The 16,734-nt window shown below is 59.7% G+C and carries 15 protein-coding genes and 2 pseudogenes; 11 read left to right on the plus strand and 6 right to left on the minus strand.

The window, feature by feature from the left end; genetic code table 11:
- Positions 1-78 precede the first annotated feature (78 nt).
- Positions 79-444, plus strand: coding sequence for a DUF2695 domain-containing protein (locus CQ017_RS04750; RefSeq protein WP_181148362.1), 366 nt, complete (start codon positions 79-81; stop codon positions 442-444).
- Here the strand turns inward: CQ017_RS04750 and CQ017_RS04755 are convergent.
- Entirely contained in the window at positions 441-1,136 is a 696-nt protein-coding gene (locus CQ017_RS04755; protein ID WP_181148410.1) for a DedA family protein, read from the minus strand. The genes CQ017_RS04750 and CQ017_RS04755 overlap by 4 nt on opposite strands.
- Before the next feature lie 372 nt (positions 1,137-1,508).
- Here CQ017_RS04755 and CQ017_RS04760 point away from each other — a divergent pair, with 372 nt between their 5' ends.
- From CQ017_RS04760 to CQ017_RS04775, 4 genes are read left to right on the plus strand one after another with little or no spacing between them, the layout of a single operon-like run.
- A complete protein-coding gene (locus CQ017_RS04760; protein ID WP_105552755.1) occupies positions 1,509-2,426 on the plus strand; it encodes an ABC transporter ATP-binding protein in 918 nt (305 codons plus the stop codon).
- Positions 2,423-3,178, plus strand: coding sequence for an ABC transporter permease (locus tag CQ017_RS04765; RefSeq protein WP_105552756.1), 756 nt, complete (start codon positions 2,423-2,425; stop codon positions 3,176-3,178). Before CQ017_RS04760 ends, CQ017_RS04765 begins: the two co-directional genes overlap by 4 nt.
- Entirely contained in the window at positions 3,175-4,299 is a 1,125-nt protein-coding gene (locus tag CQ017_RS04770; protein WP_181148380.1) for a sensor histidine kinase, read from the plus strand. Before CQ017_RS04765 ends, CQ017_RS04770 begins: the two co-directional genes overlap by 4 nt.
- Entirely contained in the window at positions 4,296-4,901 is a 606-nt protein-coding gene (locus tag CQ017_RS04775) for a response regulator transcription factor (protein ID WP_105552758.1), read from the plus strand. Before CQ017_RS04770 ends, CQ017_RS04775 begins: the two co-directional genes overlap by 4 nt.
- Here CQ017_RS04775 and CQ017_RS04780 read toward each other — a convergent pair.
- On the minus strand, positions 4,898-5,398 hold the full coding sequence (locus tag CQ017_RS04780) for a DUF456 domain-containing protein (RefSeq protein WP_105552759.1): 501 nt from the start codon (positions 5,396-5,398) through the stop codon (positions 4,898-4,900). The genes CQ017_RS04775 and CQ017_RS04780 overlap by 4 nt on opposite strands.
- Before the next feature lie 67 nt (positions 5,399-5,465).
- On the opposite strand from CQ017_RS04780, the gene CQ017_RS04785 reads away from it, so the two are divergent.
- Positions 5,466-6,278 (plus strand): enoyl-CoA hydratase/isomerase family protein, encoded by an 813-nt coding sequence (locus CQ017_RS04785; protein WP_105552760.1) that lies wholly within the window; start codon positions 5,466-5,468, stop codon positions 6,276-6,278.
- 35 nt (positions 6,279-6,313) lie between these two features.
- Here CQ017_RS04785 and CQ017_RS04790 read toward each other — a convergent pair whose 3' ends face one another.
- Positions 6,314-7,861: a long-chain fatty acid--CoA ligase gene (locus tag CQ017_RS04790; protein ID WP_105552761.1), complete on the minus strand. Its 1,548-nt coding sequence runs from the start codon at positions 7,859-7,861 to the stop codon at positions 6,314-6,316.
- 268 nt (positions 7,862-8,129) lie between these two features.
- Between CQ017_RS04790 and CQ017_RS04795 the strand changes: the two genes are divergently transcribed.
- Both CQ017_RS04795 and CQ017_RS04800 read left to right on the plus strand, forming a co-directional pair.
- On the plus strand, positions 8,130-8,852 hold the full coding sequence (locus CQ017_RS04795) for a VOC family protein (RefSeq protein ID WP_258133493.1): 723 nt from the start codon (positions 8,130-8,132) through the stop codon (positions 8,850-8,852).
- Between the two features lie 125 nt (positions 8,853-8,977).
- Positions 8,978-9,967, plus strand: coding sequence for an aldo/keto reductase (locus CQ017_RS04800; protein ID WP_105552977.1), 990 nt, complete (start codon positions 8,978-8,980; stop codon positions 9,965-9,967).
- A gap of 4 nt (positions 9,968-9,971) precedes the next feature.
- Here the strand turns inward: CQ017_RS04800 and nirB are convergent, their stop codons facing one another.
- On the minus strand, positions 9,972-12,581 hold the full coding sequence (gene nirB, locus CQ017_RS04805; protein ID WP_105552763.1) for a nitrite reductase large subunit NirB: 2,610 nt from the start codon (positions 12,579-12,581) through the stop codon (positions 9,972-9,974).
- A gap of 360 nt (positions 12,582-12,941) precedes the next feature.
- Here nirB and nirD point away from each other — a divergent pair, with 360 nt between their 5' ends.
- Positions 12,942-13,319: a nitrite reductase small subunit NirD gene (nirD, locus tag CQ017_RS04810; protein ID WP_096286317.1), complete on the plus strand. Its 378-nt coding sequence runs from the start codon at positions 12,942-12,944 to the stop codon at positions 13,317-13,319.
- Positions 13,320-13,890: 571 nt separating this feature from the next.
- A complete protein-coding gene (locus CQ017_RS04815) occupies positions 13,891-14,115 on the plus strand; it encodes a hypothetical protein (RefSeq protein ID WP_141393532.1) in 225 nt (74 codons plus the stop codon).
- Here the strand turns inward: CQ017_RS04815 and CQ017_RS04820 are convergent.
- A pseudogene (locus tag CQ017_RS04820) lies at positions 14,112-14,486 on the minus strand (integrase core domain-containing protein); the annotation flags it as partial. The gene CQ017_RS04815 and the pseudogene CQ017_RS04820 sit on opposite strands and share 4 nt — an antisense overlap.
- On the opposite strand from CQ017_RS04820, the pseudogene CQ017_RS04825 reads away from it, so the two are divergent.
- Positions 14,467-14,790 (plus strand): annotated as a pseudogene (locus CQ017_RS04825) (integrase core domain-containing protein); the annotation flags it as partial. The pseudogenes CQ017_RS04820 and CQ017_RS04825 sit on opposite strands and share 20 nt — an antisense overlap.
- 687 nt (positions 14,791-15,477) lie before the next feature.
- Here CQ017_RS04825 and CQ017_RS04835 read toward each other — a convergent pair.
- On the minus strand, positions 15,478-16,494 hold the full coding sequence (locus tag CQ017_RS04835) for a DUF2599 domain-containing protein (protein ID WP_105552765.1): 1,017 nt from the start codon (positions 16,492-16,494) through the stop codon (positions 15,478-15,480).
- Positions 16,495-16,734 lie beyond the last annotated feature (240 nt).

Here is a 16,734-nt window from a genome sequence, read left to right on the forward strand (position 1 = left end):
CGTTGCGGGGCAACGCGTTGAACAAGCAGGCCCGAAGCTGGGATGAATCAATGTCCGCCGCCCAGCTTGGAGTCCACCATGCGCGATCTTCCGCTACCCGTTGAACACGAATGCCTTGCCTGCTACCTCTATCGGGTAGCCGAGGACGTCCCCTGCGAAGGTTCGCTTCGCATGCTCAAATATTACCGAGACCATGCGGCACCCCGAGCCACCGCGCTGGAACGCAAGATCAAGCTGCTGGGCGGATACTGCGATTGCGAGGTTCTCATGAACGCACTGCGGCCGGCTACCACCGAGGCGGTCAGAGCCATGGACCACGGGGCCGATTTGGTCTGCAAAGGGGTACGCCGCGGCTGTATTCAACCCTGCGAGCAGTGGTTGATACGCCGCGGCGTGCAATGGGCTGGCGGACAATTCCGCAGCCGGGGTGCTAAAAGCTCTTAGTCGTCGATTGCGTCAGACCGATTCGCTGCCTTCTTCTTGGACGCCATACGGGCCTTGAGAAGTTCCACGAAGATCGGGATGACCGAAATCAGCACGATCAAGATGAAGATGATGTCTACGTTCTCTTCGATCCAGCTAATCTGGCCCAACCAGTAACCCAGCAGGGTTACGCCGACACCCCAGAGCAGCGCGCCGACAAGATTGTAGAAAACGAAGGTCTTGTGGTTCATTTTGGCGACGCCGGCAATCACCGGCACGAAGGTACGAACCACCGGGACGAAGCGTGCAAGGATGACCGCGCGTCCACCGAATCTCTCGAAGAATTCGTGCGCACGTTCCACGTTCGCCTGGGAAAAGAAACGAGAATCGGGCTTTTTGAAGATCGCGGGGCCAGATTTCTTACCTATGATGTAGCCCGTTTGGTCTCCGGCGAAGGCGCAAACGAAGATCGCGAGGGCAAAAAGCCACAGCGAGATATCCAGAGTTCCCGAAGCAATCAACAGCCCCACGGTGAAGAGCATTGAATCCCCTGGCAGGAAGAACCCGACAAGCAATCCGGTCTCGGCAAAGACGATGCCGCACACCAGCAGCATGACCCATGGGCCTAAGGCTGGGTCGCGGAGGAAGACGTTGGGGTTCAACCAGTCGGGGAGAAACGCGGCTCCCATGGTTGGTGTCCCGAACTCGGTCATAAGCGAGAGGAAAGGAGAAAGATCTAGCACGGTAAAAGACTACGGGAAATCACTGGGAGTTTCCCTGCACGTTAATGCAGATCACAGACCGAAAGTGCGTGGAGAAACGCCGAAATTACATCCTGACAGGTGCTTACCGAACCTTTGCGCTAGCTGGCGCACAGGTGGAGTGTGGCGGCACAGCGCCAGAGCTTATCGGCAAGATCACAGCCAGCTCGTCCCTATGCTGGCACCGGGCGGGGCAATGTCTACCGAGGCGCCACCTCATTCGTCCGAGGTCAGGCGGGCGAGCATGACCCATGACAACCGTCATGGGCGGGACGTGACTTTCTACTCTGTGCACAGCACCGGAAATTTAGAAAAATAGTGAGTATGAAAACGCTGAACCGAACCGACGCTGTCACGCTGACGGGGCTTCACAAGACTTTCACGACACCCCGTACCAAGGTCGAAGCCGTTAAAGGCATCGATCTAACCATTCACACCGGACAAATCGTCGCCCTGCTGGGGCCGAACGGTGCAGGGAAGACCACCACCGTGGACATGATCCTCGGGCTGACCGCGCCAACCGCAGGAACTGCCCAGGTACTTGGCCTGGACCCGCACAAGGCGGTGTCCAGCGGCCGGGTCTCCGCAGTTTTGCAAACCGGCGGACTGCTTCGAGATATGACCGTCTACGAAACGATCAAGGTCATCGCGTCCATGCACCAAGTTCATGGACGAATCGACGAAGTCATGGAACGAACCGGACTAACCCCGATCGCCAAGCGCCGCGTCGGCAAATGCTCCGGTGGTGAACAGCAACGAATCAAATTCGCTCTCGCGCTCCTGCCCAACCCAGATGTGTTGATCCTGGATGAGCCCACTGCGGGGATGGATGTGATGGCTCGCCGCGAATTTTGGAACACCATGCGCAACGAAGCCATCGACGGGCGAACCATCATCTTCGCAACCCACTACCTCGAAGAGGCACAAAACTTCGCCGAACGCACCGTGCTGATCAGCCGCGGCACGGTGGTCGCAGACGGCGCAACAGAGCAATTACGGCAGATGATCTCCGGACGCAAGGTAGTCGCGACCATGCCGGACGCGCGAAGCATCGACCAGCTCATGAGCGAAGAAGCCAAGCCCGAGATCGAAGAGCGGTCAGGGATGCGGGTGACCTTTCGCTGCCAGGACTCGGACGGGCTGGCACGTGAACTTCTGACTCGGTATGGCGCCTATGATCTGGAGATCTCCGCGCCAAGCCTCGAAGACGCTTTTGTTCAGTTGACGGAGGACGCATCATGAATCCCACATATGTCGGTGTCGAGTTCACCCGACACATTCGAGATGGCTACAACCTGTTCTTCTCCCTGCTGATGCCTTCGGCAATGTACCTGCTCTTCGGCAATATCCCCAGCTACGGCGAGGAGGTCCTCGGACTGGGAAACGTGAAGTTCTACATCATGGCGTCCATGGCAGCCTACGGGGCCGCGATCTCGACGGTTGCCATCGCCGGCACCGTTGCTACCGAATCCATGCAGGGCTGGGGGCGGCAGATCGCCTTGACAAGAATGTCGCCGGCAACCTTCGTCTCCTCGAAGATGTTCGTGGCGACCACCATCGCGGCAATCTCCGCAGCCCTGGTCTACGCACTGGGTGCCGCAACGGGCGCCACCACCACCGAATGGTGGCTGTGGATCGCCGCCTTCGGCATCACGATGGTCGGTTCGCTGATGTTCGCTTGCTACGGCATCGGCGTTGGCATGCTCTTCAAATCCGAATCCGCGCTGGGCCTGGCCTCGGGGCTGATGGTGTTCTTCGCCTTCTTCGGCAACGTGTTCATGCCGCTGAGCGGCATGATGCTGGATATCGCCCGTTTTACCCCGATGTACGGGTATGTCGCGCTGGTACGTTTCCTGCAACTGCAAGATGTTCCAGCAGAAACCGGGTTCGCTCCCGATGCATTGTGGATCCCAGTGACTAATGTGGTGCTATGGGCAGCGTTTTTCGCAATCTTCGCCCTGATCGCAACGCGAAAGGCACGGGCACGACAGTGACCGAACGTAGTCAGGCACAGGCCGATGTAGACCGGTTCTGGAGCAGATTTGGCTGGTGGGTTTCGGGAGTGTGGATTATTTTCCTCATCTACCCGACGCTCACCCTGCTCCAGGAGGACTTCCCGGTGGCACTGCGGGTCATTGGACTGAGCCTGATTCTCGTGTACGCGGCCGCTTACCTTCGCGGCTACGGACGGTTCTCCTGGACGGTGGGCCACGGCGGCAGCAGCTCTTTCGAGGCCTATGCCTATTTCGGCACCATGGCAGCGATCATGTTTGCAAGTATTCCGATCCTGCACGATGGCGCGTTGGGGTTGCTGCCCTTTCTGACCTCATATTCGGCTTTTCTGCTCAAGCGCAAGGTCATGTACGTGACCTACGCGGTGGCACTGATCCTGAGCTTCGGCCTTCCGTTGGCTTACGGAGTGTTCTTGCAACAGCTCTTCCTCACCGGGTTGAACGTGATGCTCATGGTCATTTACTTCGTCACCTCCGGGACGATCCGCAGGGCCGTAGCGGCAGACATGATCAAGGATGAATTCCTGGTCCTTAGCGAGCAAGAACGAATGGCTCGCGACGTGCATGACGGGGTAGGCCATTCGCTGACCGCGCTGAACCTCAAGGCGCAGCTGGCCCTGCGGCTGCTGGACGAAGGCGAAGTCCAGAAAGCTCGAAGCGAGGTTGAACAGCTCAGCGAGCTGGCGCTCATGGCGCTCGATTCGGTGCGCACCACCGTGCATGGAATGGCCCGGGCCGATCTCGAAGGGGAACTTCAGGCCTTGGCGTGCGTGTGCGCCGACAGCGGCATCGAATTTAACGTCGTGGGCCGGGCGGAAGCCATCCCGCACGAACTGCGTTCGCACGTTTCGTGGATCGTGCGGGAATCGCTGACCAATGTGTTGCGCCATGCGCACGCCAGCGGGGTCTGGGTTAGCCTCTCGGAGCAAATGCTCAGTATCGATGATGACGGAGATGGCCTGCAGAATGCCAAGGAAGGCCATGGGCTACGCGGCATGCGTGAACGAGCCCGGCTTTTCGGAGCCAGCTGTACAGTGGGGGAGTCGAAGCTCGGCGGAACCAGCATTCGAATCGACTTCGGAACCACAGGAGTACATTCATGATCAAGGTGTTGATTGCCGATGACCAGCACCTGGTCCGCGGTGCGCTGGTGGCGCTGCTGAACATGGAACGCGACCTTGAAGTGGTTGCCGAATGCTCCGACGGGGACGAGGTGCTGGACGCGGTGGCCGCGCACGCCCCGGACGTGGTGCTGCTCGATGTACAGATGCCGCGCATGGATGGACTCACGGCCGCCGGCCTGGTTCGCGCGAAGCATCCGCAGGTCAAGGTGCTGATCGTGACCACCTTCGACCGTCCGGGATATTTCAGGCAGGCATTCGAGGTCGGAGCCCATGGCTTCCTTGTCAAGGACGCCTCGCCCGCCGAATTAGCCGACGCGGTGCGCCGGGTGCAGGCCGGAGGCAAGGTCATCGACCCGCAGCTTGCCATGCTGTCGGTTGAATCCGCGAGCAACCCGCTGACCGATCGGGAACGCGAGGTCCTGGGGCTCGCGGCGGCCGGGAGCCCGGTCTCCAGGATTGCCCAGGAAATACATCTGTCGGTCGGTACCGTGCGCAACCACCTGTCGAATGCGATCGGCAAGACCGACGGGTCGAATCGGATCGAGGCCGCACGCATTGCCCAGGAACGCGGTTGGATCTAGCGGGTTGCGAAGTGCGTGATCAGGCCGATGACCCAGATGGATGTGGCCAGCAGGACGCAGCCGAACTCTACAATGATTCCGATGCCCATGGCCTTCAAAGTCGCCCAGGAAGAGGCCAAGGCGCCACCGAACTTGCGGTGACGAGCGGCCTCGCCGAGGAATAGCCCCACCGCGAAGCCGAGGAACAGGCCCACCACCGGAATGAGGATGGCGCCGGCGATCGCACCGTGCAACCCCCAGAAGATCGATCCTTTGGGGATCTGATGCTGTTTGAGCTTGCGTCCGGTCAGTACCGCGGACGCCGACCAGCCTAAGGCGGCGATCAGCATGCCGAGCCCCGCCGCCCACCAGGAAGCGCCGGATCCCAGTAGCCAGCCCCATCCGAGAAGCGTCAAAATAGTGAGCAAGGAGCCGGGAAGTACCGGAATGATGGTTCCCAAGGCAGAAACGATCAGCAGTAATCCGGCAATAATGGTGTAAATAATCTGTGCATCCACACCCTTAGTGTGGCACGGTGAGCTTGAGAATAACTTTTGGGCGCGTGCAGGATTTTTGAGGTGTTTGATGAGTCAGCAACAGCAGGGCCGCATCGGTGTCGAGATCAGCAACAACGTAGCCACGGTGAGCCTGGATAATTCGAAGCAGCACAACGCGCTGACCAAAGACATGTGTCTGCAACTCGTCGGCGCGTTTGCAGGGCTCTCTGCAAATCCCGAGGTCGCTGCCATCGTGGTGACCGGGGCCGGAACGAACTTCAGTGCCGGCATCGCCATCGATCAAATGAATCTGGTGCTCTTTGACAAGCCCAGCGGAGACGGACTGGTTAACCACTTTGATCTGGTGGACCATGCGATTACCAGTTGCCCCAAACCGACCATCGCGGTGGTGCGCGGCAATTGCTTCGGAGGGGCATGGCAGCTGGCGGCCGCTTGCGACGTCCAACTGGCGGCGGACAATACCCGTCTGGCTATTACCCCGGCCAAGGTGGGGTTGGTGTTTCCCCGGCCTGGCATCGAACGCCTGGTGCAAACGGTAGGCCGGAGCCGCGCAAAATACCTGCTGTTCAGCGGCGCCGGAATCAGCATGCAGGAAGCCTCCGATTGGGGCTTGTTTACCCGGGTTGTCCCAGAAGAAAAACTGGAAGGCGAGGCGGCGACCCTGATCTTCCAAATGTCAGCCAATTCGAACTTTTCGATTCAGCACACCAAGGAAGCCATCTCACTGACCGGTGAAGGAAAACCGGATCCATTGCTTGATGCCTACTGGGAGGAGCTGTGGAGGGACAACGCGCACAGCGCGGATCTCAAGGAAGGCCGAGCGGCTTTTGCCGCCAAACGCCGCCCAGAATTCAACTGGCGCTTCGAGGGGACCAACTAGCGGCGCAACTCGCTGCTGGAAGCGTGCGCCCGTAGCTAGCCGCTGTGCTTGGCTACCAGCTCGCGTTTGAGAATCTTCCCGCTGGGGCCGAGCGGGAATTCTTTCACGATCTCAATGTGCCTTGGGTACTTGTAGGCAGCGATCTGTTCGCTGACCCATTGGCCGATACTTTCCGGGTTCAGGGTCGACCCGGGTTCCAGCGTGATCGAGGCCGCGACTTCCTGTCCGTGCTTTGCATGTGGAATGCCGTACACGGCCGCGTTGGAGATCTCCGGATGGCTGACCAGCACTTCCTCCACCTCGCGTGGGTATACGTTGTACCCGTTGCGCAGCACCATATCCTTGGTGCGGTCCATGATGCGCAGATAGTCTTCTGCATCTTTCGTGCCTAGGTCTCCGGTGCGGAACCACCCATCCACGACGGCCTCGGCGGTCGCATCCGGGCGGTTGAGATATCCGGAGAACAGGTTGTGTCCGCGGATCACCAGCTCTCCCAGCTCTCCGCGGGGAAGCAAACGGATTTCGTTCGGATAGGCAGGGTCGGCGATTTCCACTTCGACTCCCCAGATGGGGGTGCCGATAGTTCCGGGGCGAGGCTCGCGCCCCAAATGGTTGAAGGTGGCGGCCGGTGAGGTTTCGGTCAGTCCGTACGCCTCATGGATTCGAGCTCCGAAACGCGCCTCGAAGGCGTTCAGGACCGCTACCGGCAGCGACGCACCGCCGGAGACCGCATAGCGTAGCTTGGTTGGTTTATCGCTGCGTTGCTTGCCGGCTTCCAACAGTGCGACGTACATGGTGGGGACGCCAAAGAACAAGTCGATTTCCTGGTCCAAGACTAGGTCCAGGGCATCTTTCGCGGTGAATTTCGGAAGCAATACGAGTTCGGCACCGGCGCGGAATCCGGTGTTGAGCACGGCCGTTTGGCCGAAGGTATGGAACAGCGGCAAGCCGCCGAAGAGCTTATCGCCGGGGCGCATATCGATGGTTCCCAACAACAATGTGCTGGTCTGTTCGATTAACGCTAGATGGGTGCCGAGGGCGCCCTTGGGCGTGCCGGTGGTACCGGAGGTGTAGAGGATCGTGGCGATATTCTCCGGATGCTGTGGCTCATAGGTCCTGATGGGATCCGCGCTCGCCGCGCGGTCTTCCAAGCGGTCGGTTTCCAACTCCGGCGGTGCCAAGACGCTGAGGACTTTGGCGCCGGCCAGTTCGGCTCCAGCTGCGCCTTCGCCTAGCAGGGGAGCGGCACAAATCAGCAGCTTGGCCGCGGAATCTTCGAGTACGTAGGCGATCTCCTGCTTCTTCAGCAACGCGTGGATGGGCACTGCAATAGCTCCCAAGGAAAGGATCGCGTAGTACACCCGGGCGAAGTCGGTGACATTGGGAATGAGCACCGCCACGCGGTCTTCCTGTTGGATTCCGAGATCGCGCAAGGCTCCAGCATAGGCGCGGGTCTCATCCCAAAGCTGGCTGTAAGTGGTGCTTTGGCCGCTCATGGTGATCGCGTTCTGATCGCCATAGCGCGCGGCGCTTTCGGCCAAGACGGCCGCCACCGACATGGTCAGGTTTGAGTTCGAACGCATCACGCAGGGCTCCTAGGATCAACAGCTAAAACTTAGTGAGGTGGATCACTCTACAAGCCTAGTGGAACTTCGTGTCAAATCAAGGTACTACGTTTCATTTTACGTTTTCCACTTTCTTAGAGAGGTCTTGAGCTCTGCTGGTCGTAGCCATTGAATAGACTGCACGGTCGTTTTAGACTCAGCGTGTCATCACTGACAACTCGCAATCTAAGGGAGCACCATGTCGACGCCAGAATTTCCACCGGGATCTCCGTGTTGGATCGATTTATTGACCAAGGACATCGAGGCTGCCAAAACCTTCTATTCGCAACTCTTTGGATGGAGCTATGTCGTGGGGGATGAGGAAACCTACGGTGGCTACACCACGGCCGCCATCGACGGGCTCCCTGTCGCGGGGCTTATGAAAAACGATCCGGACAATGGCTTCCCGGACGTATGGAGCACTTACCTGCGTGTTGCGGACATCGACGCGGCGGTAGACCAAGTCCAAGCGCATCAGGGGCATGTCTACATGCCGCCTATGGAAGTGCCCGAACAGGGGAAAATGGCGATGATTGGCGACCCCTCGGGCCTCGGAGTGGGACTCTGGCAGGCCGGCGGCCATCCCGGCTATCAGAAGATGGGGGAGCAAGGCACCCCGGTGTGGCATGAGCTGCACACCACCAAATTCGAAACCTCAACAAAGTTCTATCGCGAAGCGCTGGATTGGGATCTGGAGGTGATGAGCGACAGCGACGAGTTCCGCTATCAGACGCTCGGCGCCGGAAGAGATGCAAAGGCCGGCGTGATGGACATCGCGCATTTCGAGGACCCGAAGCTCGCCGGTTGGAAGGTGTATTTTGCGGTGGAGGACACCGATCAAACGGTGGCCGAGGCCATTGCCGCGGGCGGTGCGGAAGTCAGCCCGGCCATGGACTCGGACTTCGGCAGGCTCGCGGTCATCGCGGATCCCACCGGTGCCGAGTTCTATGTCATCCAGGCCAACGGCTAAGGGCGGACCGATTGCTCCGGATGCGGTGAAAATTTTCTTGCTGATTGCGTATCCATCCAACGAATCGCTTCATGGCGTGTGGAAATGGTGCGATTTGGCGAGTCGTTCCACGTAAGCTCGGGTACATGCAACAACGACTTCTTGGACGCACCAACCGCACCGTTTCCGTCATTGGCCTGGGCACCTGGCAGCTGGGCGCCGACTGGGGAGCGGTGGACGAAGCCGAAGCTCAATCGGTGCTCGACGCCGCCTACGCCGAGGGCGTCAGCTTCTTCGACACCGCAGATGTCTACGGGGACGGACGCAGCGAGCAACTCATCGGCCGCTGGCTGCGGGCCAACCCGCAGGCCGAAGTCACGGTGGCCACGAAGATGGGCCGCCGCGTGGAGCAGGTGCCCGAAGCCTATAACCTGGAAGCCTTTCGCGCGTGGAACGATCGTTCCCGCGCCAACCTGGGGGTGGAAACCCTCGACCTGGTGCAGCTGCATTGCCCGCCTACGCCGGTGTACTCCACCGATGCGGTCTACGATGCGCTGGACACCATGGTGGCCGAGGGGCGGATGCGCTCCTACGGGGTCTCGGTGGAGACAGTTGATGAAGCGTTGAGCGCTATCGCCCGTCCGAATATCGCCACCGTGCAGATCATCGTTAATGCCTTCAGGCACAAACCGCTGGAGCAGGTGCTGCCCGCGGCCCGCAAAGCAGGAGTCGGCATCATTGCCCGCGTCCCGCTGGCCAGCGGGCTGCTGACCAACCGCTACACGCCGCAGACGAAGTTCGCCGCCGATGACCACCGCAACTTCAACCGCGACGGCTCGGCCTTCGACGTGGGCGAGACCTTCTCCGGGGTTGACTACACCACCGGGCTGCAAGTCGCCGAGCAGTTCGCGCAGCTGGCCGCCGCCGAGGCGCCGCAGGCGACCAGCGCCCAAGTAGCCCTGGCTTGGCTGGCCGCCCAAGAAGGCATCAGCTCCATCATCCCCGGGGCCCGCAATGCGGACCAGGCCCGGGCCAATGCCGCCGCCGGGTCGCTGCAGCTCTCTGAGGGCTTCAACGCCGCGGTGCGCGAACTGTACGACACGAAGCTGCGCGCGCAGATCCACCCACGCTGGTAGCCGCCTAGCTCGGTGCCCCGATGCCGATCGTGGCACCGAGGCGCACCGGCTCGGCCGGGCGGTGCTGCCCGCGTTCGGGAATATAGCTGAGCTCCTCGTCCTTCTGGTCCGGGGCATTGACGAAGGAGCGGAAGCGGCGCAGCTTCTCCGGATCCGCGAGCGTGGCCGCCCATTCGTCCTGGTAGTTGCCCACATGCGTTTCCATCGCGGCTTCAAGCTCCGCGCCCAGGCCCAGCGAGTCCTCGACCACCACGGCCTTGACGTGCTCGATGCCGCCGTCCAGATCCTGCATCCAATGCGCGGTGCGCTGCAGCCGGTCCGCGGTGCGGATGTAGTACATCAGATAGCGGTCGATGTAGCGCAGCAGCGTGGCATCGTCGAGTCCACCGGCCAGCAGCTGGGCGTGTGCGGGGTTCGCTCCGCCGTTGCCGCCCACATACAGGTTCCAGCCCTCGGCGGTGGCGATCACCCCGACGTCCTTGGCCCTGGCCTCGGCGCATTCGCGCGCACAGCCCGAGACGCCCATCTTGAACTTGTGCGGGGCGCGCAGCCCGCGGTAGCGCAGCTCCATCTCGATGCCCATGGCCACAGAGTCCAGCATGCCGTAGCGGCACCAGGAGGAGCCGACGCAGGTTTTCACATTGCGCAGCGACTTGCCGTAGGCCTGGCCGGACTCGAATCCGGCGTCCACCAGCTCCTTCCAGATCTCCGGCAGCTGTTCCAGCCGGGCGCCGAACATGTCGATGCGCAGCCCGCCGGTGAGCTTGGTGTACAGGTTGTACTTCGCCGCCACGGCGGCGATGACGCCGAGCTTTTCCGGGGTGATTTCCCCGCCCGGGATGCGCGGGACCACCGAATAGGTGCCGTCCTTCTGCATATTGGCCATCACCCGGTCGTTGGTGTCCTGCGCGCCGGCCAGTCCCGCTTCCATCGGGTGGCCCGAGGTCTGGGAGGCGAGCACCGAGGCGATGACCGGTTTGCAGATGTCGCAGCCCGCACCTTTCCCGAAGCGCTCCATGATCTGCGGGTAGCTGGTCAGCCCGGCCAGGCGCACGGCCTCGAAGAGCTGGGCGCGGGACAGCTCGAAGTGCTCGCACATCGCCGCGGAGACCTCGGCGCCGTTCTTGAGCATCTCGGCTTCCATCAGCTTCTTGAGCATCGGCACGCAGGAACCGCACTGGGTGCCGGCGCGGGTGCAGCCCTTGAGCTCGGAAAGCTTGGTGACCGGCTCGCTGCCTTCGCAGCTTCCGCAGCCGCCCACGGCGTCGCGGATCGACCCGGCGCTGACATTGTTGCAGGAGCAGAGCACCGCGTCATCGGGTAGCTCGCCCTGCGGCGCCTCGCCGCCCAGCGCGCTGAGGTAGGCACCTGGTTCGCCGGGCAGCTCGCGGCCCAGCAGCGGGCGCAGCGACTGGTAGGGGGTGGCGTCGCCGACGAAAATGCCGCCGAGCAGCACCTTGGCATCGGAAGAGACCACGACCTTCTGGTAGAGCCCGCGCGGAGCATCAGCATAGACGACCTCCAGCGCGCCTTCGGTGCGGGCGAAGCCGTCGCCGAAGCTTGCCACGTCCACCCCGGAGAGCTTGAGTTTGGTGGCGGTATCGAAGCCGGCGAACTCGGCGGTTCCGCCCTGCAGCCTTTCGGCCACGACCTCGGCCATGGCGTTGGCCGGCGCCACCAGGCCGATGCACAGCCCCTCGAAGTTCGCGACCTCGCCGATGGCGTAGACGTTCGGGATCGCGGTGGCGCAGCCGGCGTCGATCTCGATGCCGCCGCGCGGGCCGATGCCGAAGCGCGGCTGGCTGCTTTCCGAAGCATCGAGCGCCGCGTTGTAGTTGCGGGCAATTTCATCGCGGGGCCGCACCCCGATGGACACGATGACCATATCCGCGTCGATGGTGCGCTCGTCGGCCATCAGCACCCCGCAGACCAGCCCGGTTTCGGCGCAAGCGAGAATCTCTTTCGGAAAGACTCCGCCGTGCACGGTGAATCCGGTGTCGGCGATGAGCCGTCCCATGGCCTGGCCGGCGCCTTCGTCGAGCTGGGTGCCCATCAGCCATTTGCCGCCGTCGATCACCACCGCTTCGGCGCCCAGCGCCTGCGCGCCGGCTGCGGCCTCCAGGCCGAGCAGGCCGCCACCGATGGTGGCCACCACCGGGGCGCGGCCCAGGGATTCGGTGAGCTCGCGGACCTGCTCGGCAATGGCCCAGACGTCCTCCAGGGTGCGGTAGACGTGGGTGTGCTCGGCTCCCGGAATCGGGAGAGTGGCGGCATTCGAACCGGTGGCCAGGACCAGCTGGTCGTACTCGAAGCTGCGCCCGTCGGCGGTGCGCACGGTTTGCTTGATGCTGTCCAGCTCGGTGACCGCTGCACCGGTTTCGAGGGTGACATGAGCGCGTTCCCAAAGCTCAACCTCACCGAGGGTCAGGTCGACTCCGGGGTTGGTCAATGCCTGGGAGAGGGCCACCCGGTCGTAGGGAATGTGTGTTTCTTCGGTGAGCACGGTGATGTGCAGGTCGCTTGGCTCGCGGTTTGAAATGGCCTGCGTGAAGCGGTGCGCGGCGGGGCCACCGCCAACCACCACAATGCGGCGGGATCCATGTGCTGTGCCCATGATGAAACTCGACTTTCGCTCGAAAAGATCAGTGCTCGTTGGTGAATGATCCCAGCTTAGAAAGTTAGTTTTGCGCCGCAATTACCCTTATGTTTCGGGGGCCACAATTTTCTCCACCACCCAAAAAATAGCCGGTGAGAAGCGCGAAATATGTTGGAATCAAAACTGGTGCTCCGCACGGCGTTTCCTCGAAGAGTCGCGTAAAGATCCTTGATATTCCGGGAGGGATCGGGGGCTCACCTTGGTTGCGCTACGCGGTGAAGCAGGCTTTACCGAGGCGGAACAGCAGTACGCACGGCGCGAAACATTGGAGTTCTAAGCTCGAACTATCGAAGGCACCCAGTTGAAAGGAGCGCAGTGATGAGCGCTGTAGTCGAAGAGTATGTATTAGACATTCCAACCAACCTCGCGTCGGTCTGCCGACCGGAGGACCTGGAACCAGGGTGGGGAGAAAGCGCCCTGCTCGATGGCCGGCAAATCGCGTTGTTCCGCACCGAATCCGGGGACTTCTTCGCGGCCTCGCATCACTGCCCGAACAGCGGCGCGAAGGTGATGGCTCGCGGGATTCTCGGCGATACCATCATTGACGGCCAGCGCGTGCCGACGGTCGCCTGCCCGCTGCACAAGGAAATCTATCGATTGGATTCCGGGCAGTGCCTCAGCGCCGAGGAGACGCCGCTTCCGGTGTATCACCTGGTCGAACACGAAGGCCAGCTGTGGACGGGAGCACAGCGATGAGCGGCAACACGGAAGCTTCAGCCAGTATTGAACACGCAGCTTGGCAGGGCTGGCTCGAGACTGTCCCGGAATCGGGGATAGCAACTGCCACACCGATAATGGAGAAGGCGGCATAGCCGCCGGCAAGCCGTTGCCGAGGTCAGGAAACTGACCTCGGCAACGGCTTTTAAAGCTCCATCTAGTAGCAGTGCCCCTGAGCTTGGAGCATTCAGCGAATCAATCCGAAGGCGCAGAGCCCTCCTGCGGCCCGGGGAATCCGCGCTAGTGGCCAGCTCGGATCACGTCGGTTCGGGGAACTCGATCCTTTGGTTCTGTGGACGTTCGATCCGGCAATCTGCGCTGTAGCCTCGATGCGCCACGGTCGGTTCGCTGCCGCCTGTGCAAGTCGCTGTCCAAGATGGTGGAAACTTTCAGAGGGTCTTTGCCTTCGATGCGCGTACTTATCGAGTCGCAGCAAGGCGGACTAAGCTTGGCGGTATAAGCAAAGCTAAGGAAGCGGACCTTCATGGTGAAACCACCGCGAAGGGAAAGCCTCACCACCTCGTGACCGCATCGAATGCAGGTGGAGCGAATGAGTGAAGATCTTGCCAAACTGGTTGACCGCGGTGACATCGTTGCGGCCGTTCGCGCAGCTCAAGGATTAACACCGGAGCGTGTTAGGCCGCTGCTATTCGGCGGCGGTTTCATGAAAGATTCGAAACCTTACGCTGAGTTCATTTCTCGTTGGTATCAGTCTTTGTCGAGTGCTAATCTCGCGCCGGAAATTTTCAAGTCAAGTGAGACCACTAAGTCTTAGGCCAACATCTTTTCTCCTTCTTCCTGCTTGATCGGTTCGTTAATCCAAGCCGCTTCAGGCAGCAACATTTTCTTCGGGAGCCGGTTCTTTCCAAACCGTTCAGGATGCTCCGCCCATGCCTTTTCCAACGCCGCTAGGCGTTGGTCATCCACGTGCCCAGTCATCCCGAAATGCACGTCGGCAGGAGTATGAAAACCCAATCCTGATTGGCGATGCTCAGTGTTATACGCATGAACAAACCGGCCCATAAAATCCCTGGCGTGCTCCAAGGAACCGAACCGCTCAGGAAATACCGGCATATACTTCAAAGTCTTAAACCACGACTCTGAGTTATCCCGAATTCGGGATAACTCAGAGTCGCTTTTCAAGACCATGAAGTATGGGCCTACGTTCCCCGAACGGTTCGCATCGCTAGGGGGTGCAAGGGAGTTCAGGAACGAATTCGTTCAGTGGTACAACCATGCTCATCAGCATTCGGGTATTGGTCTGCATACGCCTGCAAACGTTCACTACGGGCTGGCTGACGCGGTGGCTGCGAAGCGTTCGCAGGCCCTGGCTGCGGCTCGTGCAAGGCATCCTGAACGGTTTAGTACCTCTAATGATCCGAGACTCCTCGCGCTGCCGGAAGCTGCATGGATCAACAACCCGCAGGACCGGCTAGCTCAGGCTGCTTGAGAGCTAATTAAACTCGTGTTGGTACCGTTTGACTTGAAAAATTCCGAGGCCGGTTTCTCGTGAAGGTTTGTGTGCGAACTTTCCATCTGAGATGTGATGGTTGTTGGCATCGATAACCGGCGTGATGGGCTCCTTGGTGACATTACGTGTTCGTTCTTGTGGTCTTCGGGTGCGGTCAGTGCGCTCGGCGGCGAAACATGAGCAACCCCAAATAATCACTACGACGACCGAGCCGCCGAACGTTTGCAGCCAAGTCCTCAGCGACCAGAAGCGATTAATATCCACATCAAGAATCAGCGATCCAAGCTAACCATCAGCGATGGCGTCGACAACACCCAGTACAAGGGTGTCAAGTAGCTCTCCGATCAGAAAGGCCAGTACCGATTCGGTACTGGCCTTCTTTCATCACTGCGGGTTAGAACTCGCGGCTCTGTTCTTTCGCTTAACCATCCACGCCATGGCTATGATGGCCGCACCAGCGAGAGCGAGCACTGGCGATCCCCAAAGCGCGAAGCTCTCAAAAGCAGTGTTTTCTCCACTGCCGCCAGCCTCTAGCCGTTGGATCTCGGCTGGGGTGAGAACTGCCATGTTATACCAAGTGAATAGAACGACCCCGATGATCAAAAGCAAGGAACCAATAATTAGGCCCCACACATTTCGCTGACTTTTACGCATGTTACTTACTTTCTATAAAGGGTTGCACAGAGCCCGAAGCATCCGTGCGTAGCTCACTTTCGGACGCCAAGTATCCAGATTCCAACTCTTTTTGAGCGGGTCCCTAAGACGAACCGCGTCAATATGGCAGTACAGCTGATCTCGCATCGACGCAGTTTCTTCACGAGTACCAGGGGTTTTCGAGTTCATCTCATAATAGAACGCCTTACGAATTGATCCGTACAAGGCAGGTCCGAACAAAAGCCAAACGTTGGCTCTGCCCCACTGCGTCGGGTAAACCTCCAAAGTGTAGCCCTTGTACTTCTTGTTATAGGCCGTCCAGGAAGTCTTTGCGATCAAAGCCTTGCCGACCCATGGATCAGCTACAACCGGGTAGACTACTGATTCATTCCGGTCGACGATTTGTGTGAACGAATGCCCATCAATTATGTACCGTGTGGAGATTTCGCGACCAGAAGCATCCCGGGCCCAGGGAACAGCTACACCGCCGATGAATACGCCCTCATCGATCACGGCGATCGCACCGTCTTCTTGCAGCTCGAGCTTCGCCTGTATAGGTAGATCCAGCTTATAAGTGAACTCGTGTGGGCTTTCCTTAGCGCTCAGCACTGTGTTGATTCGCACTGAACTCGCTTCAATTGGCTCCACTACGACATCAACCCCGTCTCCGCCGAATACAGCCGTTCCTGAGTTGAGCGTCTTTCCGCGCTTCGACACACCGGCTTGCTGAGGTAGAGAGATGCCGATCGAAGATTCTGTACCTTCGGCACTGTCCGTCTGGATCTCGATGAGCTCATCTCGCATGAGAGGAATCGACAAAGAGTCACCTGAGGTGTCAGAACTCAGGGTGATTTCATCACGTAGTACTTGTGCATCTGTTTCCGGCGCAGGCAGCTCGTCAGGGGTGGCTGCTTTAACCGCTTTTGCAACTTGCTCGGAAGGGTTTTCTGCAGCGTACGCGACAGAGGGGAAAAGAAGTGCAGAAACTACTGCACCCGCAATTCCTGCAGTAACCAGTCGTTTTCCCATAATTTGCCTTATCTAGGGTGAGAAGCTGAAATTAACTGCGACCAATTTATCAAACAGAATTTTGATAATCAAAGAATCGTCCTAGCGCAACAGATTTGAGAACATAATTACGTCATAGGTAGTTGGAATTTACATCTTATGTAGTATTGGAGAGCCGGCAGCGTTCCGAGGAATAGAAACGATCACTGACCTCACTATTGGGATGAGTCGCTTGTTCTTTAGGCATGCAGCAAAACTTAT

Source organism: Arthrobacter sp. MYb224 (assembly GCF_002975455.1).
Taxonomy (GTDB): domain Bacteria; phylum Actinomycetota; class Actinomycetes; order Actinomycetales; family Micrococcaceae; genus Glutamicibacter.

What these genes read in the sequence shown, in the direction of transcription:
- CQ017_RS04775 (WP_105552758.1), top strand. Translation starts at nt 4,296, where the DNA reads ATGATCAAGGTGTTGATTGCCGATGACCAGCACCTGGTCCGCGGTGCG.
- CQ017_RS04800 (WP_105552977.1), top strand. Translation starts at nt 8,978, where the DNA reads ATGCAACAACGACTTCTTGGACGCACCAACCGCACCGTTTCCGTCATT.
- nirD (WP_096286317.1), top strand. Translation starts at nt 12,942, where the DNA reads ATGAGCGCTGTAGTCGAAGAGTATGTATTAGACATTCCAACCAACCTC.
- CQ017_RS04835 (WP_105552765.1), bottom strand. Translation starts at nt 16,494, where the DNA reads ATGGGAAAACGACTGGTTACTGCAGGAATTGCGGGTGCAGTAGTTTCT.
- CQ017_RS04750 (WP_181148362.1), top strand. Translation starts at nt 79, where the DNA reads ATGCGCGATCTTCCGCTACCCGTTGAACACGAATGCCTTGCCTGCTAC.
- CQ017_RS04815 (WP_141393532.1), top strand. Translation starts at nt 13,891, where the DNA reads ATGAGTGAAGATCTTGCCAAACTGGTTGACCGCGGTGACATCGTTGCG.
- CQ017_RS04765 (WP_105552756.1), top strand. Translation starts at nt 2,423, where the DNA reads ATGAATCCCACATATGTCGGTGTCGAGTTCACCCGACACATTCGAGAT.
- nirB (WP_105552763.1), bottom strand. Translation starts at nt 12,581, where the DNA reads ATGGGCACAGCACATGGATCCCGCCGCATTGTGGTGGTTGGCGGTGGC.
- CQ017_RS04760 (WP_105552755.1), top strand. Translation starts at nt 1,509, where the DNA reads ATGAAAACGCTGAACCGAACCGACGCTGTCACGCTGACGGGGCTTCAC.
- CQ017_RS04755 (WP_181148410.1), bottom strand. Translation starts at nt 1,136, where the DNA reads ATGACCGAGTTCGGGACACCAACCATGGGAGCCGCGTTTCTCCCCGAC.
- CQ017_RS04785 (WP_105552760.1), top strand. Translation starts at nt 5,466, where the DNA reads ATGAGTCAGCAACAGCAGGGCCGCATCGGTGTCGAGATCAGCAACAAC.
- CQ017_RS04790 (WP_105552761.1), bottom strand. Translation starts at nt 7,861, where the DNA reads ATGCGTTCGAACTCAAACCTGACCATGTCGGTGGCGGCCGTCTTGGCC.